Origin of the sequence: Paenibacillus sp. NEAU-GSW1, assembly GCF_009737085.1 — a bacterium.
Classification (GTDB): Bacteria; Bacillota; Bacilli; order Paenibacillales; family Paenibacillaceae; genus Pristimantibacillus.
On sequence record NZ_WOVL01000018.1, the window covers coordinates 1 to 16,829 of the forward strand.

15 protein-coding genes, 1 rRNA gene and 1 riboswitch are annotated in these 16,829 nt (G+C 51.3%); of the genes, 1 reads left to right on the forward strand and 15 read right to left on the reverse strand.

Annotated elements, in window-relative coordinates:
- From GOM71_RS14915 to GOM71_RS14945, 7 genes are all read right to left on the reverse strand, one after another.
- Positions 1 to 104 (reverse strand): 16S ribosomal RNA (locus GOM71_RS14915); the annotation flags it as partial.
- Between the two features lie 420 nt (positions 105 to 524).
- The gene (locus GOM71_RS14920; protein WP_173275650.1) at positions 525 to 6,647 is read right to left on the reverse strand and encodes an S-layer homology domain-containing protein; all 6,123 of its coding nucleotides are present in this window, start codon (positions 6,645 to 6,647) and stop codon (positions 525 to 527) included.
- A gap of 34 nt (positions 6,648 to 6,681) precedes the next feature.
- Positions 6,682 to 7,209 (reverse strand): phage tail protein, encoded by a 528-nt coding sequence (locus GOM71_RS14925; RefSeq protein ID WP_156282464.1) that lies wholly within the window; start codon positions 7,207 to 7,209, stop codon positions 6,682 to 6,684.
- A gap of 19 nt (positions 7,210 to 7,228) precedes the next feature.
- Positions 7,229 to 7,738: a phage tail protein gene (locus GOM71_RS14930; RefSeq protein ID WP_156282466.1), complete on the reverse strand. Its 510-nt coding sequence runs from the start codon at positions 7,736 to 7,738 to the stop codon at positions 7,229 to 7,231.
- Between the two features lie 27 nt (positions 7,739 to 7,765).
- Positions 7,766 to 8,278, reverse strand: coding sequence for a phage tail protein (locus tag GOM71_RS14935; protein WP_156282468.1), 513 nt, complete (start codon positions 8,276 to 8,278; stop codon positions 7,766 to 7,768).
- Positions 8,279 to 8,296: 18 nt separating this feature from the next.
- Positions 8,297 to 8,587, reverse strand: coding sequence for a DUF6916 family protein (locus GOM71_RS14940; protein WP_156282470.1), 291 nt, complete (start codon positions 8,585 to 8,587; stop codon positions 8,297 to 8,299).
- A 35-nt stretch (positions 8,588 to 8,622) separates the two neighbouring features.
- Complete coding sequence (locus GOM71_RS14945) at positions 8,623 to 9,087, reverse strand: GNAT family N-acetyltransferase (protein WP_156282472.1); 465 nt, start codon at positions 9,085 to 9,087, stop codon at positions 8,623 to 8,625.
- A gap of 229 nt (positions 9,088 to 9,316) precedes the next feature.
- On the opposite strand from GOM71_RS14945, the gene GOM71_RS14950 reads away from it, so the two are divergent.
- On the forward strand, positions 9,317 to 10,747 hold the full coding sequence (locus GOM71_RS14950; protein WP_156282597.1) for a PhoX family protein: 1,431 nt from the start codon (positions 9,317 to 9,319) through the stop codon (positions 10,745 to 10,747).
- Between the two features lie 492 nt (positions 10,748 to 11,239).
- Here the strand turns inward: GOM71_RS14950 and queF are convergent, their stop codons facing one another.
- The 8 genes from queF to ureG all read right to left on the reverse strand — a co-directional run bounded on the left by queF (position 11,240) and on the right by ureG (position 16,819).
- Positions 11,240 to 11,737: a preQ(1) synthase gene (gene queF / locus GOM71_RS14955; protein ID WP_156282599.1), complete on the reverse strand. Its 498-nt coding sequence runs from the start codon at positions 11,735 to 11,737 to the stop codon at positions 11,240 to 11,242.
- A gap of 55 nt (positions 11,738 to 11,792) precedes the next feature.
- Entirely contained in the window at positions 11,793 to 12,521 is a 729-nt protein-coding gene (queE, locus tag GOM71_RS14960) for a 7-carboxy-7-deazaguanine synthase QueE (RefSeq protein ID WP_156282474.1), read from the reverse strand.
- The gene (locus GOM71_RS14965; RefSeq protein WP_156282476.1) at positions 12,514 to 12,954 is read right to left on the reverse strand and encodes a 6-pyruvoyl trahydropterin synthase family protein; all 441 of its coding nucleotides are present in this window, start codon (positions 12,952 to 12,954) and stop codon (positions 12,514 to 12,516) included. Before GOM71_RS14965 ends, queE begins: the two co-directional genes overlap by 8 nt.
- Positions 12,951 to 13,637: a 7-cyano-7-deazaguanine synthase QueC gene (gene queC, locus GOM71_RS14970; protein WP_483311048.1), complete on the reverse strand. Its 687-nt coding sequence runs from the start codon at positions 13,635 to 13,637 to the stop codon at positions 12,951 to 12,953. The genes GOM71_RS14965 and queC overlap by 4 nt, the downstream gene beginning before the upstream one ends.
- A 102-nt stretch (positions 13,638 to 13,739) precedes the next feature.
- Positions 13,740 to 13,783: riboswitch (PreQ1 riboswitch) on the reverse strand.
- An 87-nt stretch (positions 13,784 to 13,870) separates the two neighbouring features.
- Positions 13,871 to 14,542 carry a sulfite oxidase-like oxidoreductase gene (locus GOM71_RS14975; RefSeq protein ID WP_156282480.1) on the reverse strand — a complete coding sequence of 224 codons (672 nt, stop codon included), beginning with the start codon at positions 14,540 to 14,542 and terminating at the stop codon, positions 13,871 to 13,873.
- A 131-nt stretch (positions 14,543 to 14,673) separates the two neighbouring features.
- Complete coding sequence (locus GOM71_RS14980; RefSeq protein WP_156282482.1) at positions 14,674 to 15,132, reverse strand: MarR family winged helix-turn-helix transcriptional regulator; 459 nt, start codon at positions 15,130 to 15,132, stop codon at positions 14,674 to 14,676.
- Positions 15,133 to 15,228: 96 nt separating this feature from the next.
- Entirely contained in the window at positions 15,229 to 16,179 is a 951-nt protein-coding gene (locus GOM71_RS14985; RefSeq protein ID WP_253944861.1) for an urease accessory protein UreD, read from the reverse strand.
- Complete coding sequence (ureG, locus tag GOM71_RS14990) at positions 16,106 to 16,819, reverse strand: urease accessory protein UreG (protein WP_156282484.1); 714 nt, start codon at positions 16,817 to 16,819, stop codon at positions 16,106 to 16,108. The genes GOM71_RS14985 and ureG overlap by 74 nt, the downstream gene beginning before the upstream one ends.
- Between the last annotated feature and the right edge of the window lie 10 nt (positions 16,820 to 16,829).

Below are 16,829 nucleotides of genomic sequence, written 5' to 3' on the forward strand. Positions count from 1 at the left end.
CGCTAATCGTCAGGAGTGCAAGCACTCCATCAGATCCGCTCGACTTGCATGTATTAGGCACGCCGCCAGCGTTCGTCCTGAGCCAGGATCAAACTCTCCATAGAAAGGGTTTTCCGATTGTCCAGCCGAAGGCTGATCGGAAAATCCCGGTCAGAATTTGACTTGCTCATTACTTTTTATCGCTTTTCTATTAATTCGTTAGAATTAACAGGGCAGTTTCACTCGTTGTTCAGTTTTCAAAGAACAATTTCTTTTGCGACAACGAAAGTTATCTTACCACAAGCGCCATCTCGATGCAAGCTTTTTTTTAAAGTTTGTTTTGAACTCTCGTTCGCAACAAGCTTGTCCTTCTTGCCTCGCCAACCGCATCTCTCTCGGCCGGAATTAGAATATATCATAGATCACAACCATTATGCAACCCTTTTTTTAAAAAAAATGATAGATTGGTAGATACCCCCTTCAAAATAAAAGATGTCCGGAACGCAACAATGCTTTCCGGACATCTCATTACTTGTTTAATTTGTTTACCAAGGCGACAATCCAGCTTGACGCATCAGACGCAGCAGCATAGTAGCTGCTTCCGCTCTAGTGGCGTTATCGGAAGGGCGGAACCCTCCCGTTTCGTCACCTTTTGCGAGGCCAAGGTGTGAAGCTTGATTTACGGCTTCCGCCGCCCATGATGAAATTTCGCTTTGATCTTTAAATACCTGCCCGTTTGCACCTTCTGCCGGATTGACGCCTGCAAAGCGCAGCGCCCTCATCATCATTACAGCCATTTCTTCTCTCGACACTGTTTCATTCGGGCGGAAGGTGCCATCTTTATATCCATTAACAATGGATGCTGCAACTGCCGCACGAACGGCATCCTCGAACCAGCCGCCCAGCGCGTCGCTAAAGACAGTTCCTGCCGTCCCGTTGCTGTCTCCCGAAATACCTAACACGCGAGTCAGCAGTGCCGCAAACTCAGCTCTCGTCACCGATCCGTTCGGATCAAATGCGCTGTCATCTTTGCCTTGAACAACAAACATCGAGGCGAGCAGTTCAATATCGGCCTTGCCCCAATGATTAGTCGTATCGCTAAAGGAAACCGAACGATGAACGAGCACATATATACCGTTCGTCCGATCCTTAGCTTGTACGATCCATTTGCCGTCTTTCTGTACGAGGTTCGCAGGAACAAAACTAAACTCGCCAGACGCCGCATCCCAGCGCAATACGGTCGAACCATAACCCGGTTTCGCTTCACCGGCCAAAAGCGATCGAACAATGTAATCGTCTAGCGATTCGAATGCAAATTCATTACCTTTTGCATCCTCATAGCCAAGAACGAATTCAGAAGGTCCGGCTAGCAGCTTAGCATTAAGCTTGGACAGCTTTGTACCGATAGCATTGGCAACCGAATCAGCCGCTGGAGCTATGTCTGCCGTCAGGGCTGATGCATGAGTTCCAAGTAATCCATCCGCTTTTGCCAGCAGCTGTTTCAATGGCATCTCAATCGAGCCCGACAACGTACGAATTTCAATAACAAGCTTGTCATTAATTTCAAGCAGTTTTTGAATGGCTTCCGCACCAATTGCAATTCCCACACTTGGCTTATTAAACGATAACGTCACATGTCCGGCTTCGACATCTGCGAGCGAAATCGGTTGTTCGAGTTCAATTCCGTCAATGGTCAGCTCCAAGTCAAAGCTGTCGTTATCGCCTTCGCCAATGCCGCCCGAAGTGCTTGGCGACAGTACCGTAATTGGAGCTGTAACGGTCAAGCCGGACCATTGTGCGGTTAACACCGCCTTACCTGCTTTAATGCCATTCAGGTTAGCGCCAATAATTGTAACAATTGCCGGTTTATCTGTACTGAACACGACCTCGGATGTCACATCACGCACACTGCCATCCGAATAGGTAGCATTTAGCTTCACAGCTTTGTTTTGTCCGACAATCAGGCTGTAGTTCGCTGCATCAAGCGCAATGTAAGGAACGACTTTAACGGTTAGAGAAGATGCTGCGCTTTTGTTTCCTGCGGCATCAACAGCTTCCGCCTTCAGCGTATAATCTCCTTCTGCCAAGTCTGTCAACTCCACAGACCAAACGCCAGAGGCATTGGCTATGGCTGTCGCTGCTGCTAATCCCCCGTTCTCCTTGACCGTTACCGTGCTTCCCGCTTCTGCAGTGCCTGCAATGACGACATCATCATAGTAATGAGATACGCCGTCTGCGGTCGTAAAGACCGGAGCATTCGGAGGCGTCGTATCCACCTTGATGACCGGCAGCGTAAACGCAGGCAATGCAGAATCTAGATCGTTGCCGAAACTGTCCTTAATTGCTGTTCCGCCAATATTGAAACCCTCGAATCGAATCGCAGAGTCCATATCAGTGGCCAGAATTTTGTAAGTAAACGTAAAGGTATCCGGTGCCGCAGCCTGTAATGGCAAAATCTTAGTAACGCCGCCGATGTCCAACGTAATAAAGGATGTTCCGCCCGTCGTATTAACCGTAACGTCTTTATTCAGCTTAAATACGAAGGTTAAATCCTGCCCCGCGCGATAGACGCCTTCCGCCGGTGTTTGAACCGAAGTGATCGCCGGTTTAATACCGTCTACTTTAATTTGCGCCGTCAAGGCCGGCAGAGCAGCGTTCAAGCTATTGCCTACCTGGTCTGTAATGACAGCATCATTCAAATTCAAGCTCTGAAGCTGCACGCCTGCCGCATCATACTCACCTGCGGCTACCGTGTACCGGAAGACTAGCTTATTGTCATCGGAAGCCGAAGGGGCATAGACCGCTGTACGCGCTTGTCCGCCAATGCTCAAAAGAAGCTCAGGTGACCCTTCGGTCGTATCCACCACAACCGATTCACTCGTATTCAGCGCGAATTCCAGCACATTTCCGATTGCATAGGTTCCCGCAGCATTAGATGTAATAGAAGCAACTGCAGGCGCCGTCGAATCAACAATCACATTCGATAAGTCATCCACGCCATTCAACGTTAGGACAGCATTGTTGCCGCCCGCATTCGCAATTGTTCCGCCTCCAGCGGCAATTGCTGCCGTTGCCGATAAATCAACAGCCGCTCCATCTGCATCGCCTGCTGCCACGGTATAGGAGAAGATCAGTTTATTCGTTTCGCTGCCCGACGCATAGTTCGCTTGCAGCGACTTCGATCCGAGCTTAAACGGCAGGTACGGCGTTCCGTCCGCAGTCTGAACAATTACGACATCGCTGAACGTTACAGTAAATTGTATCGTTTCCCCGATCTTATAATCGTCATCGGCTGCCGTGACCGCGTCAATCTCAGGCACGATCGTATCAACGTTAACACCAGAAAGCTCAAGCGTTCCCGGAATCGTTAAAGCAATTGTGTTGCCTGCAGCGTCGACAATGGACGCGCCTTCCGCCAACAGGGCGGCTGACAGCTCAATGCCATTCGTATCGCGAATGCCAGCTCCAGGCGAATAGATAAGCGACAGCTTATCCGTTCCGCTGCCTGCCGCATAAACCGCCTCGACCGTTGAACCTGCAACCGTCATAGGCAGTTTAGGTGTTCCGCCGGCTATCGTTACCGGTTCGCTCAACTGAAGCTCGACCGTCATCGTGCTTCCATAGATGTAAGTCTTTGCAGCAACAGCAGCCGATTCAATTACCGGCTGCACCGTATCCAGAACGATGCTAGGCAGCGCGGGTAATGCCGAAGGAGCAACATTAATGCTGTATCCCGCCGCGTCTCTAATCATCGCACCGTTCAGATCGATTGCACCTTCATTCAAGAATGAAATGCCATTCGCGTCATTATCGGAGGATTGTACCGTATACGAGAACATTAATTGATCTGTACCCGTCCCGGACTCATACTGCGCATATTTCTGCACCCCATTCACATCCAAAATGATGCGAGGCGTGCCTGTTACGATCACATTCTCATCGAATTCCGCTTCGAACGATAGCTTATCGTTCGCTTTATAGGCTCCTGCTGAAGGAACTTGAAGCGATTCATATACAGGAGCTTTCGTGTCGACCGTAACTCCAGTCGTATCGATGCCGGTAGAAAGAGTCAATACCGCGTCGTTGCCTACGATGTCCGTCAGAACCGCCCCTTCCAAGGAGAGGGCTGAACCAAGCTCAATGCCGTTATTGTCATTATTTCCGCTCGCGACCGTATACGAGAATTTGATCTCGCTCGCAGAAGGCTTGTTGACAAAAGCAGCTTCAACCTGCTGACTGCCAATCGTGATCGGCAGCACCGGATTGCCCGTTACCGAAACGGCTTCACTGTAGGTTACGACAAAATCCAGCTTCTGCCCGTCGCGGTAAATGCCGGTTGCCGGTACCGCAACCGCTGTAATCGTTGGCGCCACTGCATCGACTCGAACGCCGCTTGTCGGCGCAATGCTGTTCAGCGTCAGCTTCGCAGGAACGTTCTGGCCGCTTATAATTGTCCCGCCGTTCAAGCTCAACGAAGAATCCAAGGCAATGCCGTCGGCATCGAGATCTCCGTTTTGAATCGTATAATTAAATGTCAGCTCATTTGTTCCGCTGCCGCTGCTATATGCGGCTTGAACGGTTGAGGCTCCGAGTATAATCGGCAATCTAGGTGTGCCGGTAACATCGACCGTCATATCATAACGAACTTTAAAGGTTAACGGCTCGCCTGTTTTGTAAGTGCCGTTCGCCGGAACCGAAACCAGTGTGACTCTCGGCGCTGGCTGAACGACTGTTGAATCCGTATCCGAGTTATTAGCCGTATCCCCAACGTCCTCGCCGCCTCCGGAAACGGTAACGGTGCTATTCAACGGACCGTACGACGCAGCATCTGCAGCATCAACTTTCAATGTAATTACAGAAGATTGGCCTGCTGCAATCGCCGTCGAGCTCGTACAGGAGAAGCTTCCCGGCGTGCAATTCCAGCCGGTGCCGGAACCGGAAACTGCTGTTAGGCCGCTGCGCAGCGCACCGGTTAACGTCACCGTGCCAGTTGTTGGCGCAAGGCCTTCATTTTTAACCGTAATCGTATATGGAGCGTTCGTCTGCCCTTGATAGAAATCGCCGCTATGCGCCATATCGACCGTTAATTCAGGAGCCGCATACACATTCAAGTAAAGCGTTCCATTCAAGTTTTGCGATTGTCCTGCAATTGTACGGGTAACGGTAAATCTGAACGTCGCGTTTCCGTACTTCGTCGGATCCGGAACAATCGTCACTGTCCGGTCTTTACCCGTACCCGATAGATCGGAGTTAGTGATCAAACCTGCCGTCTGAGTCAGAAGACTCATTGAAATCGCAGCAGTTGCGTCTTTGAAATCCAAATTGCTTGTGTATGTTTTACCGTATCTGACTGAAGCGCTCCAGCTTTCATAAGCGCCAGCTGAAGCTTTACCCGTCAGCGCTCTCGGAAAACCGCGCTGATCGTAAGCAAGACCGTTTCCGCCTGCTCCCAGTGCGGGACTGTCCGTCATCGGTGCATGTGTCTTCGTATATCCTCCGTTATCAGCGAGTGCTGCCAGCTTTGCATCCGCTGTAATGACGTTGCCGCCGTCGGCCGGCGTATCTGAAAACACATTGAGCGCTTTGCTGACGACATTATTTTTGCTCGTTGCGGCTGTGAGCGGATCAACACCTTCGCCAACAACAATATCCGCATTATTTGCCGTGCCAGTGTTGCCCGATACGATGGAGCCCGTAAGTACCGGATCGCCGCCTGCTATAAACAATGCGCCGCCTAAGGTGCTCGCATTTTTAGTCAAAGTCAACTGTTTAAAGGCTGGGGAACCAGCTGCTGAGGTTACAATCGCGCCGCCATTCAAGGCAGCGTTGGCACTAAACGTACTGTTCTCAACGATCGTATTGGCGACATTAATCGAAAGCCCGCCGCCGTTGCTGTTCGTTACCGAATTGGCAATAAAGGCACTGTCTGCAATATGTATAGGTCCGCCTTTAAGCGCAGTTGCCGGTATGACGTCAATCGCGCCGCCTGGCTTGCTGCCAGCGATATTTCCATCAAACGTACTCCGTACAATATCGACGGTAATATCGCCGTCGACATAAAGACCGCCGCCGCCATCCGCGGCTTCATTCCCGTTAACGACGACGCGGTCCAGCTCGAGCTTGCCTCCATCAAGACCCGATACATACATGCCGCCGCCATCTCCAAGCGCAGCGCTCGTTGAGTTATTCGACACCGCAACATTGTATAGCGATAAGGTCGACGTGCCCGTATCGGCATTAATGCCTCCGCCGCCATAAATATCGATTGGCGCGACGCCGTTCATAATCGTTAACGACTCCAGAGCGACGTTGCCAAACGTATTATCGAGCGCTTCATTAATTACGACCGCCCGATCGCCGGAAGCGATCAGCCTTGTTGCAGATGCTGCGCCTTCGCGATTGCCGCTCGAGCCGATCAGCTTCACAGCGCGATTGATTTTAAGCGGCGTCGTCAGCGTATAATCTCCCGGCGCCAAATAAATCTCATCATAAGTCAGGTTCAACGCATTTCGAAGTGACGTCTCGTTGCTGACTGTTGTGCTCGTTCCTGCCGCCGAAGTGCCTTGCGACATGCCGACGCCGATCGCAGTAACGAGCAGCAGCGCTGCCAAAGCGGCTCCTAACATCAACTTCCTTTTCCGAAATATACCTTCTCGGCTAACTTTCATCATCGATCCTCCTTAATTCCCGTTTTAGCCGTTATTAGGGTCTCGGCGGGAATATGCCTTGTAAAGCAATCGCAAAATGCATCGTCAAAAAAGGCTGCATATTGTTATGCGGCAAAGTCCCGCCGGTTACACTGAGCGCTTGCGGGTGCATCATTTTATCGGGAGCCGCCTCCGTATAAATCATTCCGCTGCGCCGTCCCCGCGGAGCGGTTGGCAATGCGTCATAAGGATTGCTTTGAGGCGCCGACGAATCGCCGAATTTCAATTGATGGGTATGGTTCGGAATTTCGGTGTGGATAAGCGTAACCGTCTGGCTGCCGCTGCTTTCACCGATATTGCGGTCAGTAAGGCCAGAGCCTTGACCGTAAAACATCGGCGCTTTGCCTTGAAGATCAGGAAGCGCAAAATTGGTTGAGCCATTCCCGCCGTAATTGGTGCCAAGCAAGGAAAACAAGGCGGTATTTTGCGAAATCGGCAACAGCTGGCCGTTGCACCACGCCCAGCCAGTCGGCACATAATTAAATGGAAAAATGCGAATTTCTCCTACAAATGGATCTGCCATATTAGAGCACCTGCTTCCTTTAGTCTGGTGAAGGGAAGATCCCTGTTAATGCGATACAAAAATTCATCGTCAAATAGGGCTGCATGTTCCAATGCGGCTGCGAGCCGCCAATGCTCCCGATTGTGCCCGATTTCATCGCCATGCCGACACCGCCTGGCCCGCCGGTATGATAGGCGCTCACAGCAGGGGCCGCCCATACGCCGTTTTTCGGCAAAGTTGTCGTCGCATCGATTGATTTTGCCAGCAGCGGATGATTATGCGCGGGCATTTCAGAAATCGATAGGGTATGCGCTTCTTGTCCGCCCTGTTCTCCCAATGTATATCCGTCGCCAACGCCGATCGGAACCCGTCCGCGTAAATCAGGAAGCGCAAAATTGGTCTGACCGTTGCCTCCGAAAGTTGTGCCAAGCAGCGAGAACAGCGCTTGATTCTGATTGATCGGCAGCAGCTGTCCGTCGCATAACGCCCAGTTTCTCGGCGCAAAATTGAAAGAAAACATTCTAATTTCACTTAAAAAAGGTGTACTCATATTCTCGCCTCCATCAAATCTACCCGTCTAGCTCTGCGATGGAAATACCCCGAACGCAGATATAATAAAGCTCACGCATGTATACGGCATCATATTGTCATGAGGCTGGCTGCCGCCAACCGGACTAACAGCGGCAACATGCATGCTGTCGCTTGCATTTACCGGATCGCTCGTTTGCGAGAAAGGAGCAAGAGATGACAACGCGAGCGCCGCTCCCTCCGGATTGCTTGTATTGCCCTGTTCGCCGCGGGCGATCACGGCATGGCTATGCGCCGGGATCTGCTGCGTCGTTAAAGTAACGCTCTCGATACCGCCATTTTCCGCCAGAGTATGACCGGATCCCATATGAATCGGAATCCGTCCTCTCAGATCTGGCAGAGCAAACGTCTCTTGCCCGTCTCCTCCGTAAGTGGTCCCGATTAAAGTGTACAACGCATCATTTTCGGAAATAGGTATTAGCTGTCCTTCACAAAAGTACCATCCTAATGGCGGAAAATTGCCGGCAAACATTCTAATCTCGCCAAGATACGGCTGACTCATCATCTCTCCTCCTTATTTTCAAAGCTGTGCTAACCGATTAAACACCGCTTCATACTTGTAGCCTGATGCATCCTGGCCAATCGGCACAACCAGCATCGCTTCGTCTTCCAAATCAGCGTGGCGAAGAACTATCGTCTGCTGCGGAATAAAAGGCGTTTGCGGTCCGCGAAAAACAAGCGTAAACGATTCATAGCCTCCGCTGACACCGCGGTCTTCCACATTCACAAGCTCCAATTCCAGCAGCGGCTCAACGCCAAGCACTTGAAATTTCCCGTTGACCGCATTTTTATAGGCTTGAACTTCTGTCATCATCTCTCCCCCTCTCTATGCTGTTATCAAAAATGCTAAGCCGGACTCCAGCTCATCGAAGCTCTTATCTCATCCGCTGATGTCTCGGCAAACCCGAGCCGATTATAAAGCTTTCGCGCCTGCGCATTGCCATGCTCGACCTGAAGCTTCAGCGGCAGCTTCCGCTCCGAAGCTTCTTCTTGCAGCTGCCTAATCCACTCTGAACCGATGCCTTTCGCCCTATATTCCGGCAGCAGCGCGATATCGACGATTGCAACAGCTTCGCTGCCATAGTCGGCTCGCAAAACACCAATCGGAGTTTCATCCTGGCATAGAATCCGAATTTCCGCATTCGGGAAAGCCGCAGCATACGACATCGCCCGAGCGCGATACTGCATCCGAAGAAAAGCTTCCGCAGCATTCGCTTCGAAACCCCATCCGCCAACTTCCTTGCGTCTCGTTTCGGCATACAATTCATATAGCAACGGCTCATCTTCCGGAACCGCCAATCGCCATTTCATGACGTTCCCTCCTCCGCCTTCCTGCACCTTATGCGCCCTCTGAACACAAACGAGTCTAACATGCTATAAAAGCAATAAATCTAGCATTTTGTCCTATGCTTATAGTACATCGAATGCCGTCGATAATGCACCGTTTTTTTTACAATAACTGTTCATTCATCCTCTTAATTATGCTATCTTTAAGCTATAAAGCTATTGATTTGAGACGGAATTATATTGGAGGTACATAATGGATTATAAAAAAGAAGTTTCGCGCCGCTCGTTTCTCGCATTTTTAGGCACTGGCGCAGCTGCGCTGGCAGCTTCCGCCACCGGACTCGACCCGCTCCTCGGCAAAGCGAATGCTTCCGCAGCCGGGCATTCCGCTGCGGCGCTGCCGTTCCCGGCGCTTCAGCCGACGACGGCAGACAAGCTCACCCTAGCAGGCGGTTATACAGCAGACTGGCTGGCAACCGGCGAAGGCGGCCGATATATCAGCTTTGTGCAAGGAAAAAGCGTATATGAAGGCTATCTATGGATTAGCCATACAGACCAGAAAGCCAGAGGCGCATCGATCCTTACGATTAAACGTTCCGACATCGATGCAGCATGGACCGTTGAAGGCACAAAATCGGTTTCCGCTTCGGACCGAATCAGCGTAACAGGACCGGCGAAGGCATCTGGCGTTACGCAAGGCCTATGGAGCAACGGCTCCGGCGGACGGACGCCTTGGGGTACCGTTCTTGCCGGTGAATCGCCGCTTGATTCGGGAGCGGCACAAGCTGGAATCAACCCGGAATCTGTCGGCTATATCGCTGAAGCCGATCCGACTGACGCAAGCTTTGCGGTACGCAAGCATACTGCGCTAGGCCGCTTCGCGCATGGCGACGCCGTTTCCGCATTGACACGCGACCGTCGCGTTGCCATTTATATGGGCAGCAGCCGCGCCCTGTTCAAATTCATCAGTGCCGGCGAATACGATCCGGTAAAAGGCACAGCCAATACCGCGCTCCTGGAAGAAGGCCGACTGTACGCAGCCGATTTCGGCAGCGGCCAATGGATTGAACTTACCGCTAAAGCTGTTAAAGCGGTACTGTCCAATAAAACGTATCGCATGCCGGCGGGTGTCGACTCGCTTCGCGAGGATTTGTTGAAGAAAGTAGAAGAGCAATCCAACTTGCTTATTTACGCGCAGGACGCCGCGCTTGTGCTCGGCGCGACTCCGCTTGATAATCCGGCCGGACTAGCACTCCATCCGGCAGACGGCTCGCTCTTTGTCGCGCAAACAGGCAGCGCATCCTCCGGCAACGGTTTTGGAAGTGTTGTACGCTTAGTCGAAGATGGCAGTGATGCCGGCTCGATGACCTTCGAATCCGATCTCGCCGCAGCCGGAGGCCGTCAGGCGGGATTCAGTTCGCCTGACGGCGCTGCATTCGATTCGGCAGGACGCCTGTGGCTGTCCTCCCGCATTCCGTCAAGCCTGTTGAACGCAGGCGCGTATGCCGCATTCGGCAATAACGGCCTTTATGCGCTGACCTCTTCCGGCGAATCGTTCGGCAAAGCGGAGCCATTCGCAAGCGCACCGGTGAAAGGCGCGCTTTCCGCTCCGGCTTTTGGACCGGACGGCACGCTCTTTGCCGCTATCGAAGGCAGCGGCATCGTTGCAATCCGCCGTTCATAAATAAACAACAAAGGGCTGGCACCTGCCGTATCTGCAGCGGGGTGTCAGCCCTCTTTTCATACTCAAAATCAATGATTAGGCGGACAGTTATAAACTAACGTTTGAATTTTTCTCTTTATGCAAACAATAATCCGACTCCGTTTCTTGAGAGATCCATATAACGGGGCATTGATTAATCATTATGTACAGAAAGGCTGGTGAACGAAATGTCTAAGCAGCAAGGTCATGCCACGAAAAACACGAAAACAAAATCGTCCGACAAAAAAGGCAATGCATCCGGCAACAACCACTGACTTTGAGGAAAAGATCAAAAAAAACCCGCTGCCAAGCTGCAGCGGGCTGTCTCCCATTCGTTTAATCAAACGATTTTCTCGTTTTTTCATTTTATTTATACAGACAGATGCTGTCGACCGATCCTCATGGTCTACTATATTATACGAGGATAGAAGCAGCTTTGCTTGTGTCCTTGCCTTCCGAGACAAACGCTCCTACCTACCGGTTGTCTACCTTCTCCGGATAGAGGTCGTGATTGCTAAGTCTGTTCTCCGCCATTTGCTCGTATTTCGTTCCCGGCTTGCCGTAATTGCAATAAGGGTCAATCGAAATGCCGCCTCGCGGCGTAAATTTGCCCCACACTTCGATATAACGCGGCTGCATCAGCTCGATCAGATCATTCATAATAATGTTCATGCAATCCTCGTGGAAATCGCCGTGGTTGCGGAAGCTGAACAAATACAGCTTTAACGACTTGCTCTCCACCATTTTTTGATCCGGAATATACGATATATAAATCGTCGCAAAATCCGGCTGACCCGTCATCGGACATAAGCTCGTAAACTCCGGGCAGTTGAATTTTACGAAGTAATCCCGATACGGATGCTTGTTATCAAATGTTTCTAATACAGACGGCGCATATTGGGTCGGATATGTTGTTCCTTGGTTGCCGAGCAAGCTAATGCCCTGCAATTGTTCTTCGTTTCTTCCAGACATCGACATGTCTTCACTTCCTTTTATCGTAATGGCAGATCTAACAGCATTCCGCTGACTAGACGCCTCGTTTGTTCCCCCATATCCATGCATGCAGCTGAGGCAGCACGCGTACAGCCTTCAAATCCTCTCTGTGCATGACCTGCCCGATCAGCCATTCGTAACGGGCAACCAGCTTTTGAAGCATGATGCTGTTATCGGTTTCAGTCAGATCATCATTGCCGGATTGGATAAAAAACGGAATTTTCGGATAACGGTTGTGCACAAATGCTGCATAGGCTAAATCGGCTTCGTCAAAAATAACGATTTTAAGGCTGAACGGTCTTTCGCCTGCGTCCAACTGGCTGACGATGTCGTCCAGAACCTCCCAATTCGTCTCCATCCCGGAGCTTGGCGGCTTAGGCGACAGCGTGACTTCATCAATGTCGAGCAGCCATGGCTGCCAGCGGCTCCCCTGCGTTTCGACAGCCGTCCGAATGCCCTCCGTTTGAAGAAGTTCGACCAGCTGTCCCAAATGCTGGAGCAAAGCCGGGTTGCCGCCCGACAGGGTGACATGGGAAAAGGCGTTACCGCCAAGCTCGCGCAACTCGTCCAGCACCTCTCGTGCTGTCAGCATGCGAATCGAATCTTTGCCGCTGCCGTCCCAAGTAAAGGCCGAATCGCACCAGGAGCAGGAATAGTCGCAGCCGGCCGTACGCACGAACATCGTCTTTTGGCCGATGACCATCCCTTCGCCTTGAACCGTCGGACCGAAAATTTCCATGACTGGAATACGTTTGTCAGCCATTGTCTTTCACCTGTTTTGGGCGATAGACAACATAACTGGTCGGCGTCTCCCGCAAATAAACTTGAATGCATTTCGGTTTATTTGCCGTACCGTCCAGATGCGCCTGAACAAGCTCGTAAATCGTGCGCGCAACCACCTCCGTTGTCGGAAAGCCGTTTCCGGCAGAACCGAACAAATCGGTGTGGTCATTTAGGTTGCTATGGTCGAACCGATTGTGAATCAGTTTTTTGATATCGGAAAAATTGACGAGAAAGCCCGAGCTGTCGAGCTCGTCTCCGACAATCGTCACATTGGCGAAATACGTATGCCCATGCACGTATGCGCATTTGCCCGCTTCTTCCGTAGGAATGGAATGAGCTGCTGCAAAATGCATATCTTTGTTTAATTCATAGCAATAGTTATGCGGCGTTTGCGGATAGATTTGCTGTATCATTTCGTTTCACCCGGCTTTCCGGTTCCGGCTTCAGCTTGCGCAATGTATCGCTCCAGCCCTTGGCGGCGCAGCTTGCATGCCGGACACTCGCCGCACCCGTCCGCAATTATGCCGTTGTAACAAGTTAAAGTGTTCTGCCTGACATACTCGAATGCGCCAAGCTCGTCGGCTAACGCCCATGTCTGCGCCTTGTCGATCCACATGAGCGGCGTTTCTATAATAAATGGATAGTCCATTGATAAATTCAACGTTACATTTAACGATTTGATAAAAATGTCGCGGCAATCCGGATAGCCGCTGAAATCGGTCTCGCAAACGCCGGTGACGATCGTTTTTGCCCCTACTTGTTTGGCAAGCACGGCTGCGAAAGAGAGAAACAGCAAATTTCTTCCGTCAACGAACGTCGAAGGAAGTCCGCCCTCCGTTTGCTCTATCGCAATATCGTCGCGGGTCAGCGCATTTGGCGTCAGCTGTCCAAGCAGCGACATATCCAGCACATGGTGACGCACCTTCAGGTCAGCGGCAATTTGCGCCGCGCACTCCAGCTCCAAAGCATGGCGCTGTCCGTAATTAAACGTTACCGCCTCTACTTCTTCATAACGTTCAAGCGCCCAGAACAAGCAGGTTGTGCTATCCTGCCCTCCGCTAAATACAACGACCGCTTTTCCTTGCTTCTGTTGCATCATTACTAATCTCCTCCCTATATGAGAGAGAGCTTCCTCGAATCCCAAGCAAACACTTGTCAAATCCATAAAATGGAAGAACGGAATCCAAGAAGATCCCGTTCTTCCTTAGTTTTTTATAGAGGGAGTTCGCGAACCTCTCCTGACTGCGCCAGTTTTACACCGGTCAATCAGTATTTATTTTGTTCAACCGACATCATATCATAGCTGTCCTATTCGAACAAGAAATGACGTTAATCGAACTCTTTGTGGAACCACTCATCTTCTGGAAGACCGAGATCCTCGCCCGAGAAACGCTGCTCCTCAAATGGATCCGCATAATTATGGAATCCATTGCGCTCCCAGAAGCCCGGCCTGTCTTCCTTCATTAATTCAATGCCACGAATCCACTTCGCGCTCTTCCAAAAATATAAATGCGGCACAAGCAACCGAAGCGGCCAGCCATGTTTTCCCGTCAGCGGCTTGCCGTCAAAGCTGTGTGCCAGCATCACATTGTCGCGCAAAAAATCTTCAATCGGCATATTTGTTTCGTAATCATGATCGCCGTAAATCATAACATGCTTCGCTTCGGGCTTGACTCCAAGCAACGGGAGCAGATCAGCTATGCGGATCCCTTCCCATTCCGTATCCAGTTTGGTCCACCGTGTTACGCAATGGATGTCGTTCATTTGCTTCGTTTGCGGGAGCGCTATGAGCTCATCATAAGTAAAAACGCGTTCCTCCTCTACTTCGCCGAACACGCGAAGCGTCCAAGTCGACATATCGTAGGAAGGTACCTCTCCTTCGTGAAGAATTGGAAACCGTTCCGTTATCGTCTGGCCTGGCGGCACTCGATGCGCCACTTCAGGCGACGTCTCCACCTTGCGCACAGGCGCCTTTTTCAAACGTTCCGCTTTTTCATGCATCCTATTCCATCCTTCTCCATGCGTTTCTGTTGCTAATTCCAACAAAATTCGACATTAATATTCTTTTATTCTACATCATTCAGCCGGAACAAAAAAGCCTGATCCTCCGCTGACGGATAGATCAAGCTTTGCTATTGCGATTCATTTTTCAATTCCAGATTGCGGGACATTTTGTTGAACATATTCGTCGCGATTTCCATTTCATCTGCTGCAAACCCGTCATATAGCTTAAACATGATCTGCTCGCGCATTTCGTGAATAAACCCGACCAGCTTGCGTCCTTCATCGGTAATTTCCAAGTATACGATTCGGCGGTCCTCATCGCTTCTAGTCCGCTCGATATACCCGTGTTCGATCAAGCGATCTGCAATGCCGGTGACGGCTCCGCTCGTAATGCGCAGCAGCTCGGCCATTGCCGACGCTTTCTGCGGCCCGTGCTCGTCAAGAATAAGCACCATCTTTCCTTCCGTCATGCCAAGCCCGTGAACGTTAAAACGATTGTATTCCGCATTAATGAGCCGCCGTAGCAGCCGGAATGCCTCGTCCATCTCACGAAGCTTCTCCAAATTGTGTTTCAATTGGTCCTCCATTGCAGTTCCCTCGCTATTCGGTCATTACCCTTACTATACCGAATTTCCGCCCCTTCGCCAAGTCGTAACCATTCTGAATAGAATTAGGCTCTATCGTTATTTTTGCAATAACGGAACTGGCTTTTTGCCCAGCATAGCGAATCGCACTGTTTCCCAGACGAGCTTCATCGTTTGCTGCAAAGGCCACGCTGCAGTCGACGCGGCCGATACCGCCAAGCCGTGCCGGAATGTGAGCGTTGCCCCTGCAAGCACCCGATGCTTATCGAAGGCCGGCAGCTCCTCCAGCAATTGCTGAATCGGTTCGAGCAAGGAGGATGACACTCGGTCGGAGAAAACGTAGAAGGTTGCCCAATGCGTCTGTTCCTCCCAGCAGCCCGGTGAAGCGAGACGCTGCTGCCCTGGAACGATCCGCTGCCGCTGCGCGAAAATAAGCTCGTCGCCGTAATGTACCGTCAAAGAGGCGTGAAGCTCCCGGTACTTGAATACCTCTTGCCTGAGCGTCCGTCCCGGACATAGGATGTCAGCCTGCATCCAGACAGCGCCCGGCGACAATTGAACCCGGGTCTCGTTGTAAAACCTCGATGTCTGGTAAAGCATGAGCGGCTCCGGCATATGCTCGACCACGGCGTTCTCTTCAAGCGAGAAGCATTGCAGCATGGACGATCCGCCGTCATCACGGCTCGGATGCACTTTCGTATAGGACTGATTCGTGATCCAAATATTCGCCTCTTTGTGCGCGTGCCAGTCCAGTTCATAACGGTCGCCATTCAACAGACCGGGAGAAACGTCCATCACAATGACGCCAAGCCCTTCTTCCAGCGGAAATGCCTTTGCGATTTTGATCGGCGCCGTATGGTATTTGTTTGCCAGCACGGTGACGGAGCCGCTTCTTCGAAAAGCGGCTCGCAGCACTGATGTTTGCTCCGCTCTCGGTCTCAGAGCGCAATTCGTTTCCGCTGCAATATTCGTCATCCTAATGGCGATGCGGCGGCGCGCCAAGCTGTACGATATGCGTATGCTCTTCGCCGCGGGCATGCGCCAGCTCATGTTCGAGCCAGCCGACAATTTCGGCCACGCCTTCGCCGCCGAACATATTGGAGAATACGAACGGACGGTCGCCGCGCATCCGTTTCGAATCGCTATCCATCACTTCCAGGCTTGCTCCGACAAATGGCGCGAGATCGATTTTATTAATGACGAGCAAATCAGAACGCATAATGCCTGGTCCGCCTTTGCGCGGAATTTTCTCGCCTTGGGCTACGTCGATAATGTAGATGAACAAATCGACCAATTCGGGACTGAATGCAGCAGCCAGGTTGTCGCCGCCGCTCTCGATAAAAATGATGTCGAGATGGTCGAAACGGCTTTGCAGCTCTTCAATCGCTTCGAAATTCATCGATGCGTCTTCTCGAATAGCGGTATGCGGACAGCCTCCCGTTTCTACGCCGATGATGCGCTCCTCCGGCAAGACCCCTGTATGGACCAAAATACGGGCATCTTCCTTCGTATAAATATCGTTCGTAATAACGGCAACGCTATATTTGTTGTGCAGCTCGCGAGACAACCGCTCTACAAGCGCGGTTTTACCCGATCCTACCGGGCCGCCGATTCCTACTCGAATCGGGCGCGATCCGTCAAAAACCGGCTTCTCCCATGTTTTATGCGTATGTCCTTGTCCTTCGCACATCGCAATCCCT

Coding starts and splice junctions, on each gene's coding strand:
- GOM71_RS14985 (WP_253944861.1), bottom strand. CDS start 16,179: ATGAGCTGGCGCATGCCCGCGGCGAAGAGCATACGCATATCGTACAGC.
- GOM71_RS14935 (WP_156282468.1), bottom strand. CDS start 8,278: ATGAGTCAGCCGTATCTTGGCGAGATTAGAATGTTTGCCGGCAATTTT.
- GOM71_RS14925 (WP_156282464.1), bottom strand. CDS start 7,209: ATGGCAGATCCATTTGTAGGAGAAATTCGCATTTTTCCATTTAATTAT.
- GOM71_RS14950 (WP_156282597.1), top strand. CDS start 9,317: ATGGATTATAAAAAAGAAGTTTCGCGCCGCTCGTTTCTCGCATTTTTA.
- GOM71_RS14965 (WP_156282476.1), bottom strand. CDS start 12,954: ATGATACAGCAAATCTATCCGCAAACGCCGCATAACTATTGCTATGAA.
- queF (WP_156282599.1), bottom strand. CDS start 11,737: ATGTCTGGAAGAAACGAAGAACAATTGCAGGGCATTAGCTTGCTCGGC.
- GOM71_RS14940 (WP_156282470.1), bottom strand. CDS start 8,587: ATGACAGAAGTTCAAGCCTATAAAAATGCGGTCAACGGGAAATTTCAA.
- GOM71_RS14930 (WP_156282466.1), bottom strand. CDS start 7,738: ATGAGTACACCTTTTTTAAGTGAAATTAGAATGTTTTCTTTCAATTTT.
- GOM71_RS14945 (WP_156282472.1), bottom strand. CDS start 9,087: ATGAAATGGCGATTGGCGGTTCCGGAAGATGAGCCGTTGCTATATGAA.
- GOM71_RS14975 (WP_156282480.1), bottom strand. CDS start 14,542: ATGCATGAAAAAGCGGAACGTTTGAAAAAGGCGCCTGTGCGCAAGGTG.
- GOM71_RS14980 (WP_156282482.1), bottom strand. CDS start 15,132: ATGGAGGACCAATTGAAACACAATTTGGAGAAGCTTCGTGAGATGGAC.
- queE (WP_156282474.1), bottom strand. CDS start 12,521: ATGGCTGACAAACGTATTCCAGTCATGGAAATTTTCGGTCCGACGGTT.
- ureG (WP_156282484.1), bottom strand. CDS start 16,819: ATGTGCGAAGGACAAGGACATACGCATAAAACATGGGAGAAGCCGGTT.
- GOM71_RS14920 (WP_173275650.1), bottom strand. CDS start 6,647: ATGAAAGTTAGCCGAGAAGGTATATTTCGGAAAAGGAAGTTGATGTTA.
- queC (WP_483311048.1), bottom strand. CDS start 13,637: ATGCAACAGAAGCAAGGAAAAGCGGTCGTTGTATTTAGCGGAGGGCAG.